This window comes from Pedobacter sp. SYP-B3415, from assembly GCF_004138205.1.
GTDB lineage: Bacteria > Bacteroidota > Bacteroidia > Sphingobacteriales > Sphingobacteriaceae > Pedobacter.
The window spans coordinates 359948-382990 of the sequence record NZ_RXNQ01000011.1 but is presented as its reverse complement, the minus strand read 5'-3'; the positions used below and the strand labels follow the sequence as shown (position 1 = coordinate 382990).

The window sequence follows — 23043 nt, the reverse complement described above, 5'->3', positions numbered from 1 at the left end:
AACTTTTTTTTTAAATCCATACCGGTAAGCTTACTTGCCTGACGAACAACCTCTTCAGCACAATCCCGTTCCAGGTATGCATCTGCCAAGGCAAGCTTTAGCTTCTTGATCTCTTTCTCCAGTTCTAATGTCCTGTCTTTTTCATCTTTCATCTCAATCCGAATTACTGTGTTAAGTAAATGAGCACGTCCAAACTCTCGCAGCCATTTCTGAATAGTGGCTCCGCCACTGATGTCATAACGACGTTTTACTGCTGAAATGCTTAAACCCTCTTGCTCGATCTCTTTTACTACTTTCTGCTTGAAGCTAATACTGTACCGAATCACTTTACGATTACTTTTTGTCATGATAATCCTTGTTTTAAGTTGATTAATGTGTCAACCTATTTCAGGACAAGACAGCCCAGTCTCAATCTCAGGACTCAAATCTCAAGACTCACCTTCACTTTCCAATACTAAACGCTATACCCATGGTATACCGCACACGAACCGGGAGGCCGTTGTTAACACCGGGAATCCATTTAGGTGATTTGCTGATGACCCGGATCGCTTCCGCATCGCAGGCCGCATTCAGGCTTTTAAGTACCTGCACATTACTTACCGAGCCATCTTTTTCAACCACAAAACTCAGTTGCACTTTTCCCTGTATATCTTCTGAGGGGTAACGAAGCGTGCGCTGGATATATTTTTCCCAGGCTTTTTGTCCGCCGACAAACTGTGGATAAACTTCCACCCCCGCGCTGCTGTAAACCTCATTATCTGCAGTTTTCGCGGGTGCGGACCCGGACCCATTGGTGGGTGTATCTGCATGCGGCAGCGCGATCTGAACATTTTCAAGGCCATCCTGGGTTACATTCGAGATCGCCGTGTTCTTCAACTCATCAACCGTTGGCGGCGTATCTGTAACTTCCTTATTTACCACTGCAATATTGCTGGTCCACTTTGTCGATTTTATTTTCTCTGAAGTTGACGAACGCTGTTCTGCAGGTTTCTCAACTTTTGGCGGTTTAAGCTCGTGGATCGGCTCGAGGTTAACAGTTGTAACCTGATCGTGCTTTACTTGGGCTTTCGGAAACAATTTCGCATAGATGACGGGGATAAAAAAGGCGCCGATGAAAACAGCAGATGAGAGTGTCAATGCAAAAAGCAGGATACGCGATGATGCTGCCCTTAACTGATAGGCACCATATTGTTTGTTGCGGTTGTTAAATACAATCTCGAGCCACTCGGTTTTGTACACATTGAATGCGGAGTTGAACATAGTCTAAGGTTTTGATTTATGCTGATGATGTCGGCCAGGATAATATTCCATACCCCCATCAGAAAAAAAATTTTCGGCAGCCCGCAATATACCCGAAAGCCTTTAACAGCATTTGTGAGCCTTTTTGCTGAAATTCTGAAATTTAGTCGCAGTTTCTAAGTGATTTTTGTTTGATAATGTTATTTTTGGCAAAAAAAACTAAACAATTAAATGAAAAGTCTTAGAACAATCGCATTAAAGGAGGCTCAAACCAGAATTTCACCTGAAGTAAAATCACCTTCGGCAAAAATTTCTGACTTTTTTGGCTTGAATGTATTTGATAAGAGAAAAATGAGAGATTTCTTATCAAAGGATGTTTATGAAAAACTAACCGTAGCTATCGACCAGGGCGAACTGATCGGGCACGAAGACGCCAATCAAATTGCAACTGCAATGAAAGCCTGGGCGATGTCGAAAGGCGCTACCCACTATACACACTGGTTCCAGCCGTTAACAGGTACAACTGCAGAAAAACACGATGCATTTTTTGAGCCAAGCTCTGATGGCGCAATCGAGAAATTCTCTGGAGCTGCGCTTGTTCAGCAGGAGCCGGATGCATCAAGTTTCCCGAACGGCGGAATTCGTAACACATTCGAGGCGCGCGGATACACAGCCTGGGATCCGTCATCACCTGCCTTCATCATGGAAAGCAAAGCGGGCAAAACACTTTGTGTTCCAACCGTTTTTGTATCTTATACTGGTGAAGCACTTGATTATAAAGCTCCCCTGCTGAAAGCACTGGCTGCGCTTGACAAAGCTGCAGTAGACGTTTGCCAGTATTTTGATAAAAGCATTACCAAAGTCAACGCATCACTCGGTATCGAACAGGAATATTTCCTGGTCGACGAATCATTGTTCAACGCCCGTCCTGACCTGGTTCTTACAGGTCGCGCGCTTTTCGGCCACATGAGCGCAAAAGGTCAGCAACTGGAAGACCACTATTTCGGATCGATTCCCGAGCGCGTATTCAGCTACATGGTCGATTTTGAAAACGAGGCTTTGAAACTGGGTATTCCTTTGAAAACCCGCCACAACGAGGTTGCTCCTTCACAGTTCGAGTGTGCACCTATCTATGAGGAAATTAACCTTGCCATTGACCACAATCAGCTGCTGATGGACCTGATGGAAAAAGTAGCCCGCCGCCACAATTTCCGCGTCCTGTTGCATGAAAAACCTTACGCAGGCATCAACGGTTCGGGTAAACACAATAACTGGAGCATGATTACCAATACCGGTAAAAACCTGCTTGCTCCGGGCAAAACACCAAAAAACAACCTGATGTTCCTTACCTTCTTTGTCAACACGATCAAAGCGGTACATGAGCATGCAGACCTGCTTCGCGCAAGCATTGCCTCAGTGAGCAATGACCACCGTCTTGGAGCAAATGAAGCGCCCCCGGCCATCATATCAATCTTCCTTGGCCAGCAGCTGAATGAAGTACTTGATGAGATCGAGCACTCAAGAATCAGCAAAAAGATCAAAGAAGATAACGCGCTTTGGCTGGGTATTCCAAAGATTCCACAAATTCTCCTCGACAATACTGACCGTAACCGTACATCGCCATTCGCCTTTACAGGTAACAAATTTGAGCTTCGCGCGGTAGGATCGTCAGCAAACTCATCAGCACCAATGACTGTTCTGAACGCTATCGTAGCAGACCAGCTGACCAAGTTTAAGGTTGAGGTTGATAAACTGATCAAAAAGGGTGATAAAAAGGATATCGCACTGCTGACAGTTATCAAAAAGTACATTAAGGAATCAAAAAATATCCGCTTCGAAGGAAACGGTTACAGCCAGGAATGGGAAGATGAAGCAAACCTGCGTGGTCTGTCGAACATCAAAACCACACCAAAAGCGCTTGATGCTTACGTAAGCGAAAAAACTACGGCATTATTTACCAGCACCAATATATTCAACAAACGTGAGCTTCATGCGCGTCATGAGATCATGCTGGAGAACTACTACAAGAAACTGCAAATTGAAGCCCGTGTTATCGGCGAGGTTGCAAACACCTCAATCATTCCAGCAGCAATCGCTTATCAAAACACACTGATCGAGAACGTTAAGGGACTGAAGGATCTCGGTGTAAGCGAAGAAGCGATCGGAGTTCCTATGGGTATTGTCAACAAACTTTCGGAGCACCTTGGCCTGGTAAAATCGAATATCGATTCGATGCTTGAAGAGCGTAAAGCAACCAACAAAATCGAAGACACCCGTGAGAAATCAATCGCGTACGATGAAAAGGTTAAATCGTATTTCGAAACCATCCGTTACCACGTAGACAAGCTTGAGCAGATCGTTGATGACAGCGTTTGGCCATTGCCAAAATTCAGAGAACTGCTGTTCCTGAAATAAGCTGCAGACGTTTAATTTTTTATAACCCCGGGCGCTGTGTCCGGGGTTATTTTTTTGACCATTCCATGCCGAAAATTTTATCTTTGCAGCAACATGAGCGATAACCGTTACAACCAGCGGGGCGTTTCTGCCTCGAAAGAAGATGTGCACAATGCCATTAAAAACATAGACAAAGGAATTTTCCCTAGAGCGTTTTGTAAGATCATTCCCGATGTACTTGGTAATGATCCGGAATGGTGCAATATCATGCATGCAGACGGTGCAGGAACCAAATCATCGCTCGCTTATGTATACTGGAAAGCAACCGGAGATGCTTCCGTCTGGAAAGGTATCGCACAGGATGCCATTATCATGAATCTTGATGATCTCATTTGCGTGGGCGCTACAGATAACATTTTGCTGTCTTCTACCATCGGGAGAAATAAAAATCTGATCCCGGGCGAAGTTATTGCCGCCGTGATAAACGGCACCGAAGAAATTCTTGCTGAGCTGCGTGCACTCGGTATCTCTATTTATTCAACAGGGGGTGAGACCGCAGATGTAGGCGATCTTGTCAGAACAATCATTGTCGATTCTACGGTGACCTGCCGCATGAGGCGTGAAGATGTGATCAGCAATGACCGCATCAGTGCCGGTGATGTGATCGTAGGACTTGCTTCGAGCGGAAAATCATCGTATGAGCAGGAGTACAATGGCGGCATGGGCTCAAACGGACTTACTTCGGCCAGACATGACGTGTTCGGCAAAGCTGTAGCTGAAAGTTATCCTGAAAGTTATGATCCTGCTGTACCCTATGATCTGGTCTTCTCGGGCAGCAAAAAATTAACTGACCCCATCCGGGTGGAAAACTTCGGTGAAATAACTGCCGGAAAACTGGTGTTGTCGCCAACACGGACCTACGCACCCGTTATCAAAAAAATCCTTGAAAACGGTCGCCAGGGTATCAACGGCATTGTACATTGCAGCGGAGGTGCGCAAACCAAAGTGCTGCATTTCATCAATGAAGGCCTTCATGTTGTAAAAAACAATCTTTTCCCAACCCCGCCTCTCTTCAAACTTATCCAGGAAGAATCAGGAACCAGCTGGGAAGAGATGTACAAAGTGTTCAATATGGGACATAGAATGGAACTTTACGTATCACGCGATCGTGCAGACGAAATCATTTCAACCGCAAAAAGCTTTGGCATTGATGCACAGATCATTGGTTTCGTTGAAACTTCTACCGGCAAGTCGGTCTCGGTTGAAGGCGAACATGGAAAATTTGCCTACGAAAGTTAAGGCTTAACTATTTATAGCACAAGCTGTTGACTATTTTTCGAAATTTTATTTGGCAGATATCATTTAATTTGCGACTTTTGAAATATTATTTGGCAGCAAGCTAAATATAGTCAAAACTCAGGGTTTTGATTTATAAAGAAGTGGCGAGAGACAGGCTCCCAGACCCACTGGCAACCCTCCCGATAGGAGAAGGTGCCAATTCCTGGTCCGACAGAATAATTTGCGGACAAATATAAATTGTAACACATGAAAGCAGTATTTTTTACATCCGCTCTATCTCATGCCCCGCTACACGCCACGGGCAGCCACCTCTACGCTACACAAGGTTTTTGTAACGCTCAGATGTTCTGTATGCACTGTTGCATGCAGTAATCTGAAAATCTTCCTTTTTGTTATTTAGAATTCAAACCGGAAGGCCCTCCCAGGGTACATCACCGCGCAACATGCGCAAGTCGTTTACTATTTACAAAAATCAAATCAACCATGTCTACATCATATAAATTCGAAACGCTTCAAATCCACGCCGGCCAGGAAACCGATCCCACAACCGGATCGCGCGCCGTACCTGTTTACCAGACAACCTCATATGCATTTAACAGCGCGGAACATGGCGCGAATCTTTTTGCGTTGAAAGAATTTGGTAACATCTATACGCGGATCATGAATCCAACTACTGATGTTTTTGAAAAACGCGTAGCAGCCCTCGAAGGAGGTGTGGCTGCATTGGCGGTTGCTTCCGGCCAGGCTGCTCAGTTTATCGCATTGCATAATATTCTGGAAGCCGGCGACAACTTTGTATCAAGCAGTCACCTGTATGGCGGCACCTACAACCAGTTCAAGGTAACTTTCAAGCGGCTTGGCATTGATGTCCGTTTTGCAAGCATCGATGATCTCGGTACGTTTGAGTCGCAAATAGATGATAAAACCAAAGCGATCTATCTGGAAACGATCGGTAACCCCTCTTTCAGTATCGCAGATTTTGAAAAGCTGGCAGCGCTTGCAGAAAAACATGACCTTCCTGTCATCGTAGACAATACTTTCGGCGCCGCCGGATACCTGTTCAAGCCCTTACAGCATGGCGCGCATGTTGTTGTGCAGTCTGCAACAAAATGGATCGGCGGCCATGGCACCAGCATCGGCGGCGTGATCGTTGATGGTGGTACATACAACTGGGGAAACGGAAAATACAAACAGTTCACCGAGCCATCTGAAGGTTATCATGGTCTTGTTTTTAATGACGTGTTCGGCATTGGTGGTCCGTTTGGCAACATCCAGTTTGCTATCCGCGCCCGCGTCGAGGGCCTTCGCGATTTAGGGCCTGCCCTCGCTCCTTTTAATTCATTCCTCTTGCTCCAGGGTCTTGAGACCTTATCCCTTCGCGTTCAGCGGCATGTTGACAACACCCTCGCGCTGGCACAGTGGCTGGAAGCGCACCCGAAAGTGGCCAAAGTAAACTACCCGGGCCTGGAAAGCAGTCCGTACCATCAGCTTGCAAAGCGGTATTTAAGCAATGGTTTCGGAGCCGTGCTTTCTTTCGAGCTGAATGGCGACAAGGCAGATGCAACCAGGGTCATTGACAGCCTCAAACTGATCACGCATCTTGCTAATGTTGGCGACGCAAAAACGGTCATCATTCAGCCATCAGCAACTACCCACCAGCAACTTGGAGAAGCTGAACAACTTGCCGCAGGTGTAACACCAAACCTGCTTCGCATATCGGTTGGTCTGGAGCATATCGACGACATCAAAGCCGATCTTGAACAGGCTTTCAGCCAGCTGGGCTAACCTGCTTAACCGGCACACAGAACAAAGAACAATGAGCACACAACAAACATATACGCATCCAAAATTATTCAAACTGGAAAACGGCAAAAAGCTTCGTAAGCTTCAGCTGGCCTACCAGACCTATGGAAAACTGAATGCCAATAAAGATAATGTCATCTGGGTCTGCCACGCGCTGACCGCCAACGCCGATGTATTTGACTGGTGGGAAGGCCTGTTTGGTGAAAATGCGTTGTTTAATCCCAAAGAGCATTTTATCATCTGTGCCAACGTGCTGGGCTCGCACTATGGAACAACCAGCCCGCTTAGTATCAATCCTGTCACAGGTCAACCCTATTATCTTTCGTTTCCGGCCATCAGCATCCGGGATATGGCGGGCGCCCATAAAGTACTGGCAGACAGCCTTGGTATCGGTACAATCAAATTGCTGATCGGCGGTTCATTGGGTGGTCAGCAAGCACTGGAATGGAGCATAACGGAGCCTGCACGCATCGAAAACCTGGTTCTTGTTGCAACGAACGCAGCCCATTCACCATGGGGTATTGCGTTTAATGAAAGTCAGCGCCTTGCTATCACTACCGACCGGACGTTCTTTGCAAACAAACCAGATGGCGGGTCAAAAGGTCTGAAGGCAGCCAGAAGTATTGCGCTGCTGTCTTACCGCACGTACGCCGCCTACAATGCCACACAGGTTGAGAGTGTGAATGAAAAAACAGACCACTTCAGGGCATCATCCTACCAAAATTACCAGGGCGAAAAACTTGTAAACAGGTTTAATGCCTATAGTTACTGGTATCTGAGTAAAGCAATGGACAGTCATAACGTAGGCCGGGGACGCGATAGCATTGCAGCGGCCCTCAAGCTTGTCAGGGCGAATACCCTGGTCATCGGTATTGAGAACGACTTTCTTTTCCCTGTTACCGAACAGCAATATCTGGCTGAGCATATTGACGGAGCCCGATTTGCTGTCATCCATTCCGATTACGGTCATGATGGTTTCCTTATTGAGACCGACACACTTACAAACCTGATCGGAAATTTTATCCGCGAAAGCGCAAAAAATAAAATTGTCAAATTACACAAAACAGCATAAAATGAGTAAGAACCTCAAAATCGGATTGTTTGGGTTTGGTGTAGTGGGCCAGGGTCTTCTGGACATTATTCAAAGCCAAAGCCTCAATCTGGAAATTGTTAAAATTGCCATCAAAAATCCAAAGAAAAAACGCAGTCTTGACCAGCATCTTTTTACGACAAATCACGACGAAATTCTGGAAAATGATGAGATCAATACCATTGTAGAACTGATCAACGATGCAGATGCAGCCTATCAGATTGTTACACGGGCGCTGAAAGGCGGGAAAAACGTGGTCTCTGCAAATAAAAAGATGGTTGCCGAACACCTTACCGAATTGGTTGAACTTCAGGAGAAATACGGCAGTTCATTATTATATGAAGGTGCTGTATGCGGCAGTATTCCTATTATCAGAAACCTGGAAGAGTACTATGACAATGAACTTCTGCACGCGGTAAGCGGCATATTCAACGGTTCTTCAAACTTTATTCTGTCAAAAATCTTCAACGAAGGCCTGAACTACGATGTGGCGTTGAAGCAGGCACAAGATCTGGGCTTTGCAGAAACTGATCCGATTCTGGATGTGGGCGGTTACGATCCGAAATACAAGCTGGCAATTGCTACCGCCCATGCATACGGGCTTTTCATAAACCCTGACCATATTCTAAATATTGGCATTCAAAACCTGTCAATACATGATATCCGCTTTGCCCGTGAGAAAAATTATAAGATTAAACTGATTCCTACTGCCCGTAAGGTAAGCACCAAACAGGTTGTCACTTATGTATTACCAAAACTGGTTGCCACAGATGACTTCTTGTTCAACGTTGAAAACGAGTACAATGGTGTAACCGTTCAGGCCGCATTTGCAGATAAACAGTTTTTCTTTGGGAAAGGTGCTGGCGGGCATCCTACCGGCGCGGCAGTACTGTCAGACATTGCGGCACTGCGATATGATTATAAATATGAGTACAAAAAATACCACCAGAAAAACGAGGTAACACATACAGGAAATGTATTGCTCGAAGTTTACCTGCGTTACACTGATGAAGATCTGCTGGAGATTCTGGCTTTTGATGACATCAGCGAGCGGCATTCATCGCACAGCTTTAAATACGTGATCGGAACGGTGAAACTTGAAAGCCTGATAGCCAACCGCGAGCTGCTGCTTGAGCAGGATGTGTTTGTCGCCTACACGGGAAGGCAGATTTATAAAGAAGAGAAAGTTGCCTCGGCAAGTTTTGCCGAAGCTGTTTCATAGTTAACTTTTATTTGTTTTGTTGTTAGCAAAAAGCCGGAGCGAGTCCGGCTTTTGCTTTTGGACCATAGTCTATTGTGACTCCGGACCCAGATCTGTTTCTTCGACACTAGGGTTCTCTGTTCAGATCCCATTGTTCCAGGTAGTCAGCTACCCGCCTGACGAACATGCCGCCAAGTGAACCGTCTACCACACGGTGATCGTAGGAAAGGGACAGGAACATCATATGTCTTATTGCAATCACATCGCCGTGTTCGGTTTCAAGGACTGCCGGTTTTTTCTTGATGGCACCGACTGCAAGGATCGCTACCTGCGGCTGGTTGATGATTGGTGTACCCATTATATTGCCGAAAGAGCCGACATTGGTAAGCGTAAATGTTCCGGCCTGCGTTTCGTCGGGCTTAAGTTTTGACACCCGGGCCCGGCCAGCCAGGTCGTTAACAGATTTTGTCAGGCCGACCAGGTTGAGCTGATCAGCACGCTTGATGACCGGAACAATCAGGTTACCACTTGGCAGCGCCGTAGCCATGCCAATATTGATATCTTTTTTGCGAATGATCTGCGTTCCTTGTACAGAAACATTGATCATAGGAAAATCTTTGATTGCCTTGGCTACCGCCTCGATAAACAGCGGTGTAAAGGTGATTTTTTCATTTTCACGCTTCTCGAAATTCTTCTTAACCTTTTCGCGCCAGAGCACCAGATTGGTAACGTCTGCCTCAACAAACGATGTAACATGAGGTGCCGTCTGTTTGCTCATAACCATATGGTCGGCAATCAGTTTGCGCATCCGGTCCATCTCAATAATTTCGTCTGTGCCGGAAACAGAGGTTGCATGCTGGACAGGCGCATTTCCCGTTGGCTGTGCAAACCGTTCTTCGATCTGGCGAGCCGGCGGCGGTGGGGTTATCGTTATTTCCGCAACCCGGGGTTTATCCTGAGAACGGGTTTCGATATATCTGAGAAGGTCGTCTTTAGTCAGCCGGCCTTCAGCACCACTTCCCCTGATTGCATCAAGTTCGGTGATTGATACGCCTTCTTCGGCTGCAATGCTTTTTACCAATGGCGAGTAGAATCTTTCTGAACTGTGCGGCGTTTCGGGCTGCTCTTCACGCCTTTCCAGCTGTGAAATCCCCGGCAGGTCGTCGTGACCGGCTTGTGTTTCAACTGCAGGTTCGCTGGCAAAGGGATTGTGCGCAGGTTCAGATGAAGCATCATTATCAGTTTCAATGATGGCGATTACCGCACCTACCTGTACAACTTCGTCTTCAGCAGCGAGCTGTTTGACGAGCTTGCCGGCAACCGGCGAAGGGACTTCCGAATCGACCTTATCTGTAGCGATCTCGAGCACGGCATCATCCATACCGATGTTATCACCGGGCTGTTTCAGCCATTTGATCACCGTTGCCTCGGCAACGCTCTCTCCCATTTTTGGTAACAGTAATTCGTATTGAGCCATAAGATCGTTCTCGTATGTAAACAACTAACGAGGGCAAAAGTAAGCTTTTCTGTCAATTAATTTTCCTCGCCCCGAAACAGATTCAGCAGCATAGTAAGTGCAGCAGCAGCAGATCTTTCTATATTCTGAGTCCGTTTGCTACCGAATTGGAAAAGTTTGGCCCGGCTCTCCTGCCTGTTGGCCACAGCAATCCAAACTGTTCCAACCGGTTTACCGGGAACGCCTCCGTCGGGACCTGCAATGCCGGTAACCGCCACAGAAAAGTCTGTTCCAAAATGTTTGATCGCTCCTTCCGCCATTTCGCGCGCTGTTTGCTCACTCACTTCTCCAAAATTTTTGATCGTTTCACTCTGCACACCGAGCACGGATTGTTTCAGTTCAGCGGCATAAGAAACCACGCCACCCTTGTAGACTGCAGAGCAGCCGGGATGTTGCGTAATCAGATGCGCAATGTAGCCACCTGTACAGCTTTCTGCAGTTGAAACTGTCATTCCCGACTCTTTAAGACGGTCAATCAATGCTTTTTCAAGCGGAATATCCTGGTCAATGACCACAAATTTGCCGAGGCGATCTATGAATGCGGACGCATGTGCATCAGTTTCGGCAATAAGGGCAGCCTCGTCAGTGCCATGGCCTGATAACCGCAGGCGAACCTGCCCCAGTTTTGGCAGATAAGCTAGTTTAATATGCGGGGGTAATTGATCTTCGAGGTCGGCGATCTGTTCGGCAAGAAATGACTCTCCAAGGCCTGAAGTAAGAATGGTGCGGTGGTAGATAGCCGGAAGTGAGAAACGCTGTTTCAGCCTGGGCAGAATTTCTTCATCCATCAGGTACATCATTTCGAAAGGGACGCCGGGCATGGAAACAAATACACAGCCATCAACATCAAACCACATGCAGGGCGCTGTACCGTTTTTGTTTTGGATAACCGTACAGCCGTCGGGTACGTCTGCTTGACGAATGTTCGCGTCGAGCATCGGTCTGTTGAACTTTTTGAAAAAACCTTCTACATGCGCCAGGGTTTCCGCGTCGCGCCTCATGCCCATCCCAAAGTAAGATGCCAGTGTAAACTTAGTTATATCGTCTTTTGTTGGTCCGAGGCCGCCGGTAATCAGAACTAACTGTGCCCGTTTGCGTGCAGCATCAAGCGCTTCTTTGATGTGGTCTGCCTGGTCAGAAACGGAGGTAATCTGTTTAACCGCGATGCCCGCCAGATTGAGCTGCCTCCCCATCCAGGCCGAGTTCGTATCAACGATCTGACCGATCAGGATTTCGTCGCCAATGGTAATTATTTCGGCTAACATATGTAAGTAGGTTTAGAATCGGGTATAAAATGCCTTTCTTTTGCTCAACTTAAGATCCTGTAAGATAGATGCTTTCACTTTCAGATCTACAGAATAACTCTGGTACTGGCCAAACGGCGTCCAGCTGAAACTCAGGTCCCAGCAATGAAGATCACGATAGATCGAGATATTGGTCATGGCAAGGTCTTTTGCCTTGAAGTCGTAACCTGAGGTAAACTGCACCTTCCACTTTGGCGTTACATTGAAGTCACCGTTAAAGTTCAGCGTATTTGTAACAGTTGGCGTGGTCGAAAGCGGATTTGAGTACTGGAAAGAATATGAGAATGCAAAGTTCCAGGGAATATTGAAATCGACAAAGGCATTCGGATCACGACTGATCTGATTCAGTGCCTCAATCTGCTCCTGCGTGCGTGTTTCCGGCGCGGTCTGGTTTTTCAGGTCGTTCAGGTTTTTGTTCTTGCTTTTAACCGCTTCGGAGTTGAAACTATAATCAAATGAAAGTCCGAAGGTGGTAAGCCTTGGCAGCTTGCCGTCTTTCCACGTATACCGGTCAATAACACTTGTCAAACCCAGAGAATCGGTACGTACAGCGTACGGGCTGAAGTTTGCATTGTAGTTTACAGTCAGTTTCTCGCTAAGTTGCGAACGGCCGCTAACCGGAATATCGGAAAGTTTGAAATTTGGCGCAACAAAATTGTAATTTGCACTGACAGACAAACCCTGAATGATTGGTATCTTCCGCTCGCCGGTACCGGTTGTATCTTTCGACGAAGCGACCTTCATCTCCACCGTATTGTCCATTGAAAAGCCAAGTGAAGCAGCTTTCCTTGCTGACGGGCCGCCAAAAACTCCATTTTCAAAGATCGAATATCTGAGCGGCAAACCCTGAGCGTCTCTAACCGGCGTATTATTAATCAGTGGATTCACATCAGTATATCGCGCTTCCTTGAAATAACCTCTCGACGGATCGGTAAAATCCGGATTATAGGTCAAACTGAAACTTGGCGTCATAACGTGACGCAAGGCCCTTATTTTGCCAGTGCTTTTAAAGTTAGCCTGCGAATAGATCTTTGTCGACATACTGGTGCTCAGATTCCAGTCGCCGCCCCGGCGAAATCCGTTTACGGTGTCTGTTCTGATCAGATCCTGACCATTCTCCTGCTTAAAATAACTTTTATTGATGGTCTGAAGATACCAGTATTCATTGATTGAAGATGAGACCGTAAAGTTAAAATACCGCAGAAGGTTAAAATTCGTACTGATCGGGATACTATGTGCAAGCCCGTTTCTGAACCTGTTCAGCGTTTGCCTCTTAAACAGATCGTATTCTTTTACAGAAAGCGAATTACTTCCGCGAAGGCTATAGCCGACGTTGATTTTTTGAAGAATATTCGGATCGCCTACACGGTCTTTTTTATCAAAGGGACTGAAAGTAGCCACGCTGAAGTTAAAGTTCGGCAACTGCAGATCTACCTGCTGACTCTGCGTGTTCTGGCTATGTGCAAGGGAGGCTGTAAAATTGTACTTTCCATCTCCAAATACTTTTCCGTAAGATACACTGGAGTTCATGATATTCTGCGTGATAGCGCGCGGATCGTATGTGTTTGCCGCCGCAGAATTTCTGAAATAGCCGCTCGTTCCCAGATTAACCGATGCACTGAACGTTGTTCCGGGTCTTGCATTTGCGTTCTGCGAGTGGCTCCAGGACAGGTTAAAATCTTTCTGTTTAAGGTAGTCTGAAGCACCTTCAGTACCGTTGATCAGGTTGTTATATCTGAAGCTCAGATTGCCGTTGTATTTATAACGTTTGGTATAATTTGTCAGAAGGCTTGTTTCATAAGAACCCCTTGTAAAGATCGTGGCCAGCACCTTGGCATCCCAATAATCGTTCAACCCCAGGTAATAACCAAAGTCTCTGGCAAAGAAACCCCGGGTGGCATCCTCACCGAAATTTGGAAATATAAGTCCCGATGATCTTTTGTTCGGCTTTGGAAAAAAACCAAAGGGAAGCCCAAGCGGCAATGGTACATGCTCCACTTCAAGGTAAACGGGACCTGTTACGATCTGGCGTTCAGTAACGATCCCTTTCGTAATGTTGATACCAAAATGCGTATGCGGATAAGGAAGGTTACAGGTACTGTAAAGCACGTTTTTTACGTGGATTTCGTCATCAATCTGCTTCTTCGATATGCCACCCGAGAAAAAGCCGCCCTCCTGCTCGGTAAACGGGTTAAATACGTTTCCCTTGCCGGTTTTTGTATTGTAAAGCAGTGAATCAGCAAGCGAAGTACTTTGTCCTTCCATTTTAAAGATTGGCCGGCCCATATACTTCTTCGTTGCTGGATCATACACACCCCTGGCAAAAATCAGGTTATTCTTTGAGTCATAACGAATGTATTCAGCATCGAGCTCAAAGCCCTGATAATTCACCCTTGCTTTGCCGTAAAGATGAACCATTCCTGTCTTTTTATCAACCAGGGTAGAGTCTTCTGCCTTATATTCAACCTGCGAATCAAGTCCACCGGAAGCTTTTTTAGAAGTATCCTGAATGGTCTTCATAGCTGTATCGCCAGGCAACCGTACAACCTGGTTTGCCCTGCGCGACGTATCCTGTTTTCTGATGATCTGCTGAAAAAAAACAGTCTCAGACGCATACGAAAACTGACTAACAAGTGTTAATAGAAGTATTGTGCCCGAAAAAAGGATAGAATATTGGAGTTTCAAATTCGTGTACGAATGTTATTTTTGCATCAATGCTTAACCAAAAACGTTCAAAATTAATGAAAAATATACCATTGCCGGGACTTAATAAATTATTCGGATTGGTATTTTTAGGTGTCAGCACCTTTTTATCTGTAAACCAGTCATTTGCGCAAGATTACAAATTAAAAACCATTGTTGTAGACGCCGGTCACGGCGGCAAGGACGGCGCCACGCATGGCGAGTATTCAACCGAAAAAGCAGTGGCCCTGCAGGTAGCCCTTAAACTCGGAAAAGCGATCGAGGAAAAGTTACCGGGAGTACGTGTCGTTTACACGCGTACTGAAGATGTCTTTGTGCCGCTTTACGAGCGGATCGGTCTGGCAAATAAAGTTAACGCTGATCTGTTTATCAGCATCCACTGCAACGATATGCCGCTTCGTGCAACTTCTGTTATTACGGGTTATAAGACAGGGAAAGGCGGTAAACGCATTCCGATCAGGCAGACAACCTATAGAAAAAGCACTTCAACGCGCGGCACTGAGACCTTTGTATCAGGAAGTGGGCGTCTCAGCGAACAGGATGAGGTTATAAAACGGGAAAATGCTGCGATGCTGCTGGAAAAAGATTACCAAAAAAACTATGAAGGCCTTGAGGATCAAAATCCTGAGAATGATATCATCGTTTCCCTGATGAAGAAAAACAACCGCGTGCAAAGTCTGCGGGTTGCAAAATTCATGCAGGATGAATATGTAAAGGTGGGCCGGGTAAACCGCGGTGTACAGGAAAAAAGCCTTGCTGTACTTGCACGCGCAGGGATGCCTGCTGTGCTTACCGAGATCGGTTTTATAAGTAATCCTGAAGAAGAAGAATACATGAATTCGACCGAAGGTCAGGATGAAATTGTAAACTGTCTGGTTAACGCGGTCAAATCATACCAGAATAGTGTGGAAACAAAAGCCGTCCAGGTTCAGAATTAATTCCCGTTTACGCACCAGATAAAAACATTTCGCTGCTGAAATCCTTTTACAGTCAAAAAAATCAATGCTGACCAGATCTGTCAAAAACTTCAGTCTCGTTTTTCTCTCGATAACACTTCTCCCCCTCCTGCTCTTTGCGCAGGGCTACAAGGTGAAGACGATTGTGCTTGACGCCGGACATGGGGGACGTAAGCCGGGTGCCGCAGGTGCTTTTTCAACAGAAAAGGCTGTCGCCCTGGAAGTAACTTTGAAACTCGGAAAAAAGCTAAAAGAAGCATTGCCCGATGTGAGGATTATCTACACGCGGACAACCGATGTCGACGTCGATTTTCTGAAGCGTGCGCAAATCGCTAACAGCAATAAGGCTGACCTGTTTATCTCTATCCACTGCAATTCGATGGGCAACATCAAGGTTCAGGACGGGTACACCACATTGAAAAACGGCAAAAAGGTACCTAAATACCGTTCGGTAAGAAACAATGTGGTCAGAGGTGTTGAGACCTTTGTAGCGGGCTCGCACAGGCTTAATGAACAGGATGCAGCCATCAGGGAAAATGCAGATATCAAACTCGAGAAAAATTACAAAGAAAAGTATGACGGATATGACCCGAATGATCCGGCAACCTTCATCATCCTCTCCTTGTTTAAAAACGCCTTTCGGGATAAGAGTCTTAAACTGGCTAAACTGATTCAGTCCAACTACATAGCAGACGGCCGCGAAAGCCGTGGCGTCAAGGAGCAGGGCATTTTGATTCTGCAGCGATGCGGAATGCCAGCCGTTCTGTCTGAAATCGGGTTTATCTCGCATCCCGAAGAGGAAAAATATATCAATTCTGACAAGGGTCAGGACGAGATAACTGACGCTATCGTTAAAGCTGTCAAAACCTATAAGGCAGACCTCGAAGGAAAATAATTCCCAAATAATCTGGCCGCTTTTGCTATTTTTAAAACGAAATGAGAACTTTGGTGTTTACATCAAAACCGGACAAATTAACGAACTCCGCTTTGTGCCCAACCGGCTAACCGTTGGTTCTGGCAGGCACAGTCAGATTCGTTGAAGCAGCAGGATACGGTAGCCTGACAGAAATTAACTGTAGCTGCCGGACGGCCAATAACACAAATACATTACATGAAGATAGCAAACGAAACCAAGGTAGGTATACTCGCTGCATTCGCGATCGCGATGCTGATTATTGGTTACAACTTTTTAAAGGGCAACTCCATCTTTTCTGACGAAACCGTTCTTTACGCGCGTTATACAAAGGTAGATGGTCTTACAGTGTCGAAACCCGTACTTATCAACGGATTCCAGATTGGCCGTGTTGATAAACTTCAGCTGGAACCGAACGGAACAATTCTGGCAACCTTGAAGATCAAAGGTAAGTATGACATTCCAACAAACAGCGTGGCACGTCTTGAAAGCACCGACCTGCTGGGCAGCAAGGCGATCGTCATGGACCTTGGTTCAGGCAGTAAGTTTGCACAGGACGGCGATACACTGAACGCCAACGTTGAGAAAAACCTGATGGAATCTGTACAGCCGGTACAGAAAAAAGCTGAACTTATCATCGGGAAAATGGACTCGATCTTATCAAGTGTCAATTCGATTCTGAATCCGAACTTTCAGAAAAATATTGACCGCAGCTTTAACAGCATTGCAGCGACCCTCGCTTCGCTCGAAGGTACATCGAAAAAGGTCGATAATATGGTAGGAACAGAAGGGCAGAAAATTTCGGCAATCCTTGCCAATGTTGAGTCTATCTCAAGTAACCTCAAAAATAACAACCAAAAGATTACTTCAATCCTGAATAACCTGGGTTCAGTTACTGATCAGTTTGCTGCAGCTAACTTTAAGCAGACAATTGATAATGCAAACAAGGCGGTTGCCGATCTGCAAAGCGTGGTTACAAAGATTAATAGCGGACAGGGAAGCCTTGGCCTGCTGATCAATGACAATAAGATGTACGACAATCTGAATGCGGCATCAGACAACCTGAACAAACTTATTATAGACCTGAAGGAAAATCCAAAGAGATACGTCCATTTCTCGGTCTTCGGCGGAAAGAAATAAAGAAAAGGCCCGGCTCACACACCGGGCCTTTTTCATTTTCTTAAGATTTTACCTTAGGAATTGAAATGATATAAAAACACCGCTTCGCCGGTAAACGCGGGTTTTTTCTGGTCCTTAATCTCCAATTCAATAGCAATTGTTGATTTTGTTACCCCGCGAAGATTCATAATTCCGGAAAGTTTCACCCTGAGTCTTACCTCGCTGTCTACCACAACTGCCTGCCCGAAACGCAGGTTTTCTATCCCGTAATTGATTTCCATTTTAAGATTTTGAACATCAACAACCTGCTTCCAGAGATATGGAATGAGCGACAGGCTCAGATAGCCATGGGCTATCGTTGCCTTAAAAGGACTTTCGACGGCAGCGCGCTCAGGCTCAGTGTGAATCCATTGATGATCAAGGGTAGCGTCAGCAAACTGGTTAATTTGTTCCTGAGTAATCGTGTGCCAGGCCGATACGCCAAATTCCTTTCCTAAATGTGCTTCAAACTCCTGGTGATTTGTGATTACAACCATACTTCTGTTCTTTTATGTAGTTAATAGTGTTTCTTTGCCAAAAGGCGTTTCGGATTGAGCATGTTGCTGAGAAATTTCCGCTTCGATAGAAAATCCCATAATGCCCGGTTGCGGTCGTTTCCCTTTGCGCCGCAGTCTATATGAGCGGTTGGCCGCAGTAAAATAAGAAAGATTTTGTGGAACATCCGGTGGCTCAATACTTTTTTGAGTCTTAAAACCTGCAATTCCCAGATCACATGGCCCCAGATCTCGGTTTTGAGCGACTCGTCAGCTATTTTCAACTGCTCTCCTCTTACCTGCAGGTGTGCCTGTTTGAGAAAGAGAGCGAGCTCGAGCGTACGCTCTTTCGTGTCTTCAGACAAAAATCGGGCAAGCTCAGTATTGTTAGTGAGATGGACCGTCTGCTCACCCACCATCACCTCAAGCCGGCAATCATGCAAATAACAAGGTACTTTCATAGTGCAATTATCGTACAGGAGGAAATGATAACCAACGCTGCGTCCCGGCGCATGAAACCGACGCGACGAAAACCTGTAATCAGTGCATGCGAAAAACACACACGTATAATCACAGGCAGCTGTCCGTACCTCCTTCTACCCGCCGTTTTGAACACTACTGCAGCCATGGCGCAAGATAACAACAAATCCGGAGCCATCAGGAAAGGCTGGCTCATCAGACTAGAATTATCAGTAAAAGCTTTATATTTTTTGGGTGTTGATTATCTTTAGCCATGGATTATAGCGAAAATCTACCGCAGCTGAGTGCTGAAGAGATACGTGTTCTGGGATCATTAATGGAAAAAGCCAAGACCACCCCTGATTACTACCCGATGACGATCAACAGCCTGACGGCGGCCTGCAATCAAAAAACATCCCGTAAGCCTGTTGTAAATTATGACGAACAGACAGTGACCCTGACCTTGGATACGCTCAAGCGCAAGGGACTGATATCAACTGCAACAGGCGGATCAAGCCGGGCGGTCAAATTCAAACATAACTTTGCCATTGTGTTCCCGCTGCTGCCTGCGGAGGTGGCGCTGATCAGCCTGTTGTTTCTGCGCGGACCGCAGACACCGGGAGAGCTGAATACAAACGCGGGCCGCATGCACGAGTTTGAAAATCTGGATGAGGTGACGGCTATGCTGGAGAAACTGAGTCAGGATCAACCAGCCTATGTAAAGGCTTTACCAAGACGACCGGGACAAAAAGAACAGCGTTATGTTCATCTTTTTGGCGAGCAAAGCATGGAAGACTTTGACTTGCCGGATGAAGATTTAAAACCAGCTGCATCCGGCGCACTCGAAGCAAGGGTCACAGAGCTGGAGAATGAGCTGGCAGCACTAAAGGAAAAACTGGATGCGTTGTACAGTCAGTTAATGTAGCCGGCAGTATCTGGTCTACAATTGAAGCATATGTCTGGCCGCACATCATTATCTATGTGTGGGTATACATCAACGAGCTGATAACATTTTTGCGATATTTCGCAGAAAACGCTGCAGCAGGCTACTCTGCTCGGTAATAATTTCGGCCTCTGCCTGCATTCCATTTTTCAACGTGATGTGACGACCCGGCTCCTTGTCTTCAAATCTCTCGAAATTAACCTTTGCAATAAATACGCTATCCTTGTAAGCCACATCTGAAATGTACGTTAACCGGCCACGAATCATTCCATATTGTTCGAACGGATAACTCTTCATTTTCACAAGAGTCTGTTGCCCGATTCGAACCTTTCCCATATTGTACTGTGGGATTTGAATTTCGCCAAAGAAGTCCGTATTGCCCGGGTTAACAATAAAAAGTTCCTGACCAACGGAAACGTTCTGATTCTCCTGGATAATTCCTGCGAAGCTAATGCGTCCGGTAACCGGCGATTGCAGTACATGTGTCCGCAGCCACTCCCGCGTTGCGGTGATACATTGATTCAAAGACTGCAAAAATTTAGCTTGCTGTTCAGAGATTGTATGATCCAGGTCCAGGAGCTCTTTCTCTTTGGCACTATGGCTGGAAGTATTATTGAGCAGGGCGGTTTCTGTTTGTTCAAGTGGCTGTTTTGCTGCAAAATATTCGTTTTCACGCTGCAAAAATTCGCTTACCGAGATTACTTTTTTTGCGTATAATTTTTTATAAGCTTCAAATTCTTTCTCGCTGTTTGCAAGTACCTGCTGCTGCAGAGCTTGTTGTTTCAGCAACTGTTTCTTAAGCAATTCCACATCTCTCATTTCATTCGTGAGATATGCTCTTTTACTTAGATAGTATCCCTTACTTAAGGTGGATTGATATTGAAGATATTCCTGATAAAAAGTCTGATATTCTGTCTGAATTTCGCCTAGATTTAAGCGGACCGGGAGTGCATTCAGAACCTGTCGGTAATTGAGTACATCTGCTTGTAAAGTTGCTAGCACGGCATTAAGTGTCATGACATCCTGTGGATTTGCGTTGCTTTCAAGATAAGCCAATGACATACCCTGTGTTACGGCAGCACCTTCCCGGACTAATAGTCGGGTAATTTTGCCTGACTGTTTCGCCAGTACGATTTTAGGTGAATTTAATGAATTTATTTTCAAGCTGGTTTTCACGATATCAGGGTAGCTTATCAGAGACGAGAATAAGATAAGACCTCCAAGTATGCAAAACACCAGCGTAATGCCCCAGCGCATCAACCAGGCCGGAACGGCAGTAATAATATCGTTTACTTCATCGCTATGTGTCTCAAGACGAATTGCTGCAGGTGTAAAATTTCTATCAGGCATGACAACGTGTTTTTTTCAATTTCCGAGCTCAAGCTGGTTCTTTACTAATTCAAAATAGTCACCTCTAAGCGCAGAAAGTTCGGCATGGCTTCCTTGCTCGACAATGATACCTTTGTCTAGTACGATGATGTTGTCAGCGTTTTTTACTGTACTTAGTCGGTGCGCGACGATCACTACGGTACGTCCCCAAAAAAATTCTTCCAGGTTCTTCATAATTACCCGTTCGTTATTTGCATCGAGAGCATTTGTTGCTTCATCGAAGAAAATATATTCCGGGTTCTTATAAACTGATCGGGCAATCAGGATGCGTTGTCGCTGTCCCTGGCTCACGCCATTACCTTCAGCACCGATTTTCGTATGAAGACCCAGCGGTAGGCTATCGATAAATTTACGAATATTGGCAACATGAAGTGCGTGATCGAGCTTAACAGGGTCGGGTTTCGCATCGCCTACGGCAATATTTCGTGCAATCGTGTCAGAAAAAATAAAGCCATCTTGCATAACTACTCCACAGTTTGCGCGCCATGTTCGAAAACTAATATGATTCAGTTGGTTGCTCCCAATTTTGATCTCGCCGTATTGCGCCTCATAAAATCGAAGTAATAATTTCAAGATTGTCGTTTTCCCACTTCCACTCATACCAACGATTGCGGTAGTCTTACCTTCGGGAATAGCGAGATTGATATTCCTGAGAACCTGCTCATTTCCTGCTCCCGGATATGTAAAAGACAGATTTTTCAAAGTAATACTTTTGTTTGCAGGCAACTCGTCTAATAAATGATTGTCAAGTGGTTCCTCGTTATCCATTGAATTGATTTCATTCAGTCTTTCCATACTGATCTTCGCATCCTGCAATTGTTGCAGAAATCCCAGAAACTGCTCTATTGGGCTATTTAATTGACCTATAATATACTGGATTGCCATCATACTACCTAAAGTGAGGTCACCTTCGATAACAGACTTGGCAACTATGAATGTTATGAGGATATTTTTGCCTTCATTGATAAAGAAGGAGCCGGATTGCTGATATTGTCCAAGAGATAAGCTTTTCATTTGAAAGCGAAACAGACCCGCCTGTAAATGCTCCCAGTCCCAGCGTTTTTGCTGTTCACAATTGTTGAGCTTAATTTCCTGCATTCCGTGTATAAGCTGCACCACGGCGCTTTGGTTCTTTGCCGACAGGTCAAAGCGCTTGTAGTCAAGTTCTCTGCGCTTGCGAAGAAAAAACACCATCCATAACGTATATAATACACTACTGACACCAAAGATCAGAAAGATCGTTACATTGTAGTATGCCAATACAACTGAGAATACGATAAGATTGAACATAGAAAAAACCACATTGAGCGAAGATCCGGTAAGAAAGCTCTGAATCCGTCCTTGATCGTTCATACGTTGCATAATATCTCCCGTCATTTTTGTATCGAAAAAACTCATTGGAAGTCGCATGAGTTTGATAAGAAAGTCTGTGAGAATAGCAATATTAAGCCGGGTTGTTATGTGCAACAGTATCCATGAGCGTATAAAATCAACGCTCATGCGCCCTACAAACAGCGTAGTTTGGGCAATTAAAATGATGTAGACAAAGTTTAGATTCCTGGTATTTATTCCAATATCCACGACAGATTGTGTCAGGAATGGCAGGACGAGCTGCAACAAACTTCCGACAGCGAGGCCCACGAGCAATTGTATGAGCAATTGCCTGTATTGGAACAGGTAACGGAAGAGATAGCTGAAGCTTATCCCTTTATCATTGTCTCCCGCCTGATGATAAAAATCTGGCGTTGGATCTATAAGAAGCAAAATCCCCTGACCTTGATTATCATTGTGTGTACTAAACCAATGCTTCACAAACTCATCCTGCTCGTAACGGATAAGTGTCCTTGCGGGATCGGCAACATAATAGTTTCTTCCACTGATCTTATAGAGAACAACAAAGTGGTTCTGGTTCCAGTGAAGAATAGCAGGCAAATTGGCTTCCCGTAGCGTAGCCAATGTTACTTTACTACCAGTTGTTCGAAAGCCTATCTTTTCAGCAGCATCACTGATTCCGAGCATTGAAACACCTTCCCTATTCAGGCCACAGATCTCGCGCAGACGCTGGAGTGTATAATTGCGACCATAAAATTTAGCGACCATTCGGAGACAAGTCGGTCCGCAATCCATCCTGTCTGGTTGCTTGAAATGTGGAAATCTTCTCATAAGCAAATAGTCTTTTTAT

At 45.5% G+C, this 23043-nt stretch carries 18 protein-coding genes and 1 riboswitch; of the genes, 9 read left to right on the top strand and 9 right to left on the bottom strand.

Annotated features, from left to right (window positions below; all coding sequences use genetic code 11):
* Nucleotides 1-347: transposase (locus EJV45_RS07605; protein ID WP_165305010.1), on the bottom strand; the 347-nt coding region annotated here is incomplete at its 3' end.
* A gap of 94 nt (nucleotides 348-441) precedes the next feature.
* On the bottom strand, nucleotides 442-1260 hold the full coding sequence (locus EJV45_RS07600; protein ID WP_129715060.1) for an energy transducer TonB: 819 nt from the start codon (nucleotides 1258-1260) through the stop codon (nucleotides 442-444).
* 210 nt (nucleotides 1261-1470) lie between these two features.
* On the opposite strand from EJV45_RS07600, the gene EJV45_RS07595 reads away from it, so the two are divergent.
* From EJV45_RS07595 to EJV45_RS07575, 5 genes are all read left to right on the top strand, one after another.
* Nucleotides 1471-3654: a glutamine synthetase III gene (locus EJV45_RS07595; RefSeq protein WP_129715059.1), complete on the top strand. Its 2184-nt coding sequence runs from the start codon at nucleotides 1471-1473 to the stop codon at nucleotides 3652-3654.
* Between the two features lie 93 nt (nucleotides 3655-3747).
* On the top strand, nucleotides 3748-4932 hold the full coding sequence (locus EJV45_RS07590) for an AIR synthase related protein (RefSeq protein WP_129715058.1): 1185 nt from the start codon (nucleotides 3748-3750) through the stop codon (nucleotides 4930-4932).
* A gap of 127 nt (nucleotides 4933-5059) precedes the next feature.
* Nucleotides 5060-5171: riboswitch (SAM riboswitch) on the top strand.
* A 244-nt stretch (nucleotides 5172-5415) separates the two neighbouring features.
* Nucleotides 5416-6717: an O-acetylhomoserine aminocarboxypropyltransferase/cysteine synthase family protein gene (locus EJV45_RS07585; protein WP_129715057.1), complete on the top strand. Its 1302-nt coding sequence runs from the start codon at nucleotides 5416-5418 to the stop codon at nucleotides 6715-6717.
* A gap of 31 nt (nucleotides 6718-6748) precedes the next feature.
* On the top strand, nucleotides 6749-7807 hold the full coding sequence (metX, locus tag EJV45_RS07580; protein WP_129715056.1) for a homoserine O-acetyltransferase: 1059 nt from the start codon (nucleotides 6749-6751) through the stop codon (nucleotides 7805-7807).
* A gap of 1 nt (nucleotide 7808) precedes the next feature.
* A complete protein-coding gene (locus tag EJV45_RS07575) occupies nucleotides 7809-9047 on the top strand; it encodes a homoserine dehydrogenase (protein ID WP_129715055.1) in 1239 nt (412 codons plus the stop codon).
* Nucleotides 9048-9153: 106 nt separating this feature from the next.
* On the opposite strand, the gene EJV45_RS07570 is transcribed toward EJV45_RS07575, so the two are convergent.
* From EJV45_RS07570 to EJV45_RS07560, 3 genes are read right to left on the bottom strand one after another with little or no spacing between them, the layout of a single operon-like run.
* Nucleotides 9154-10503, bottom strand: coding sequence for a dihydrolipoamide acetyltransferase family protein (locus EJV45_RS07570; RefSeq protein ID WP_129715054.1), 1350 nt, complete (start codon nucleotides 10501-10503; stop codon nucleotides 9154-9156).
* A gap of 56 nt (nucleotides 10504-10559) precedes the next feature.
* Nucleotides 10560-11807: a competence/damage-inducible protein A gene (locus EJV45_RS07565; RefSeq protein ID WP_129715053.1), complete on the bottom strand. Its 1248-nt coding sequence runs from the start codon at nucleotides 11805-11807 to the stop codon at nucleotides 10560-10562.
* Between the two features lie 12 nt (nucleotides 11808-11819).
* Nucleotides 11820-14531 (bottom strand): putative LPS assembly protein LptD, encoded by a 2712-nt coding sequence (locus EJV45_RS07560; RefSeq protein WP_129715052.1) that lies wholly within the window; start codon nucleotides 14529-14531, stop codon nucleotides 11820-11822.
* Between the two features lie 56 nt (nucleotides 14532-14587).
* Between EJV45_RS07560 and EJV45_RS07555 the strand changes: the two genes are divergently transcribed.
* The 3 genes from EJV45_RS07555 (at nucleotide 14588) to EJV45_RS07545 (ending at nucleotide 17558) form a co-directional block, all read left to right on the top strand.
* Entirely contained in the window at nucleotides 14588-15487 is a 900-nt protein-coding gene (locus EJV45_RS07555) for an N-acetylmuramoyl-L-alanine amidase (protein WP_240755224.1), read from the top strand.
* Nucleotides 15488-15551: 64 nt separating this feature from the next.
* Complete coding sequence (locus tag EJV45_RS07550) at nucleotides 15552-16400, top strand: N-acetylmuramoyl-L-alanine amidase (protein WP_129715050.1); 849 nt, start codon at nucleotides 15552-15554, stop codon at nucleotides 16398-16400.
* A 216-nt stretch (nucleotides 16401-16616) separates the two neighbouring features.
* Nucleotides 16617-17558 (top strand): MlaD family protein, encoded by a 942-nt coding sequence (locus EJV45_RS07545; protein ID WP_129715049.1) that lies wholly within the window; start codon nucleotides 16617-16619, stop codon nucleotides 17556-17558.
* Nucleotides 17559-17611: 53 nt separating this feature from the next.
* Here the strand turns inward: EJV45_RS07545 and EJV45_RS07540 are convergent, their stop codons facing one another.
* Together EJV45_RS07540 and EJV45_RS07535 are read right to left on the bottom strand one after the other, a co-directional pair.
* Nucleotides 17612-18073 carry a MaoC family dehydratase gene (locus EJV45_RS07540; RefSeq protein WP_129715048.1) on the bottom strand — a complete coding sequence of 154 codons (462 nt, stop codon included), beginning with the start codon at nucleotides 18071-18073 and terminating at the stop codon, nucleotides 17612-17614.
* Between the two features lie 20 nt (nucleotides 18074-18093).
* Nucleotides 18094-18531: a hypothetical protein gene (locus tag EJV45_RS07535; RefSeq protein ID WP_129715047.1), complete on the bottom strand. Its 438-nt coding sequence runs from the start codon at nucleotides 18529-18531 to the stop codon at nucleotides 18094-18096.
* A 272-nt stretch (nucleotides 18532-18803) separates the two neighbouring features.
* Between EJV45_RS07535 and EJV45_RS07530 the strand changes: the two genes are divergently transcribed.
* Entirely contained in the window at nucleotides 18804-19454 is a 651-nt protein-coding gene (locus EJV45_RS07530; protein ID WP_129715046.1) for a YceH family protein, read from the top strand.
* 69 nt (nucleotides 19455-19523) lie between these two features.
* Here the strand turns inward: EJV45_RS07530 and EJV45_RS07525 are convergent, their stop codons facing one another.
* Nucleotides 19524-20822, bottom strand: coding sequence for an HlyD family secretion protein (locus tag EJV45_RS07525; protein ID WP_129715045.1), 1299 nt, complete (start codon nucleotides 20820-20822; stop codon nucleotides 19524-19526).
* Nucleotides 20823-20837: 15 nt separating this feature from the next.
* A complete protein-coding gene (locus EJV45_RS07520) occupies nucleotides 20838-23024 on the bottom strand; it encodes a peptidase domain-containing ABC transporter (RefSeq protein WP_129715044.1) in 2187 nt (728 codons plus the stop codon).
* Nucleotides 23025-23043: the final 19 nt, after the last annotated feature.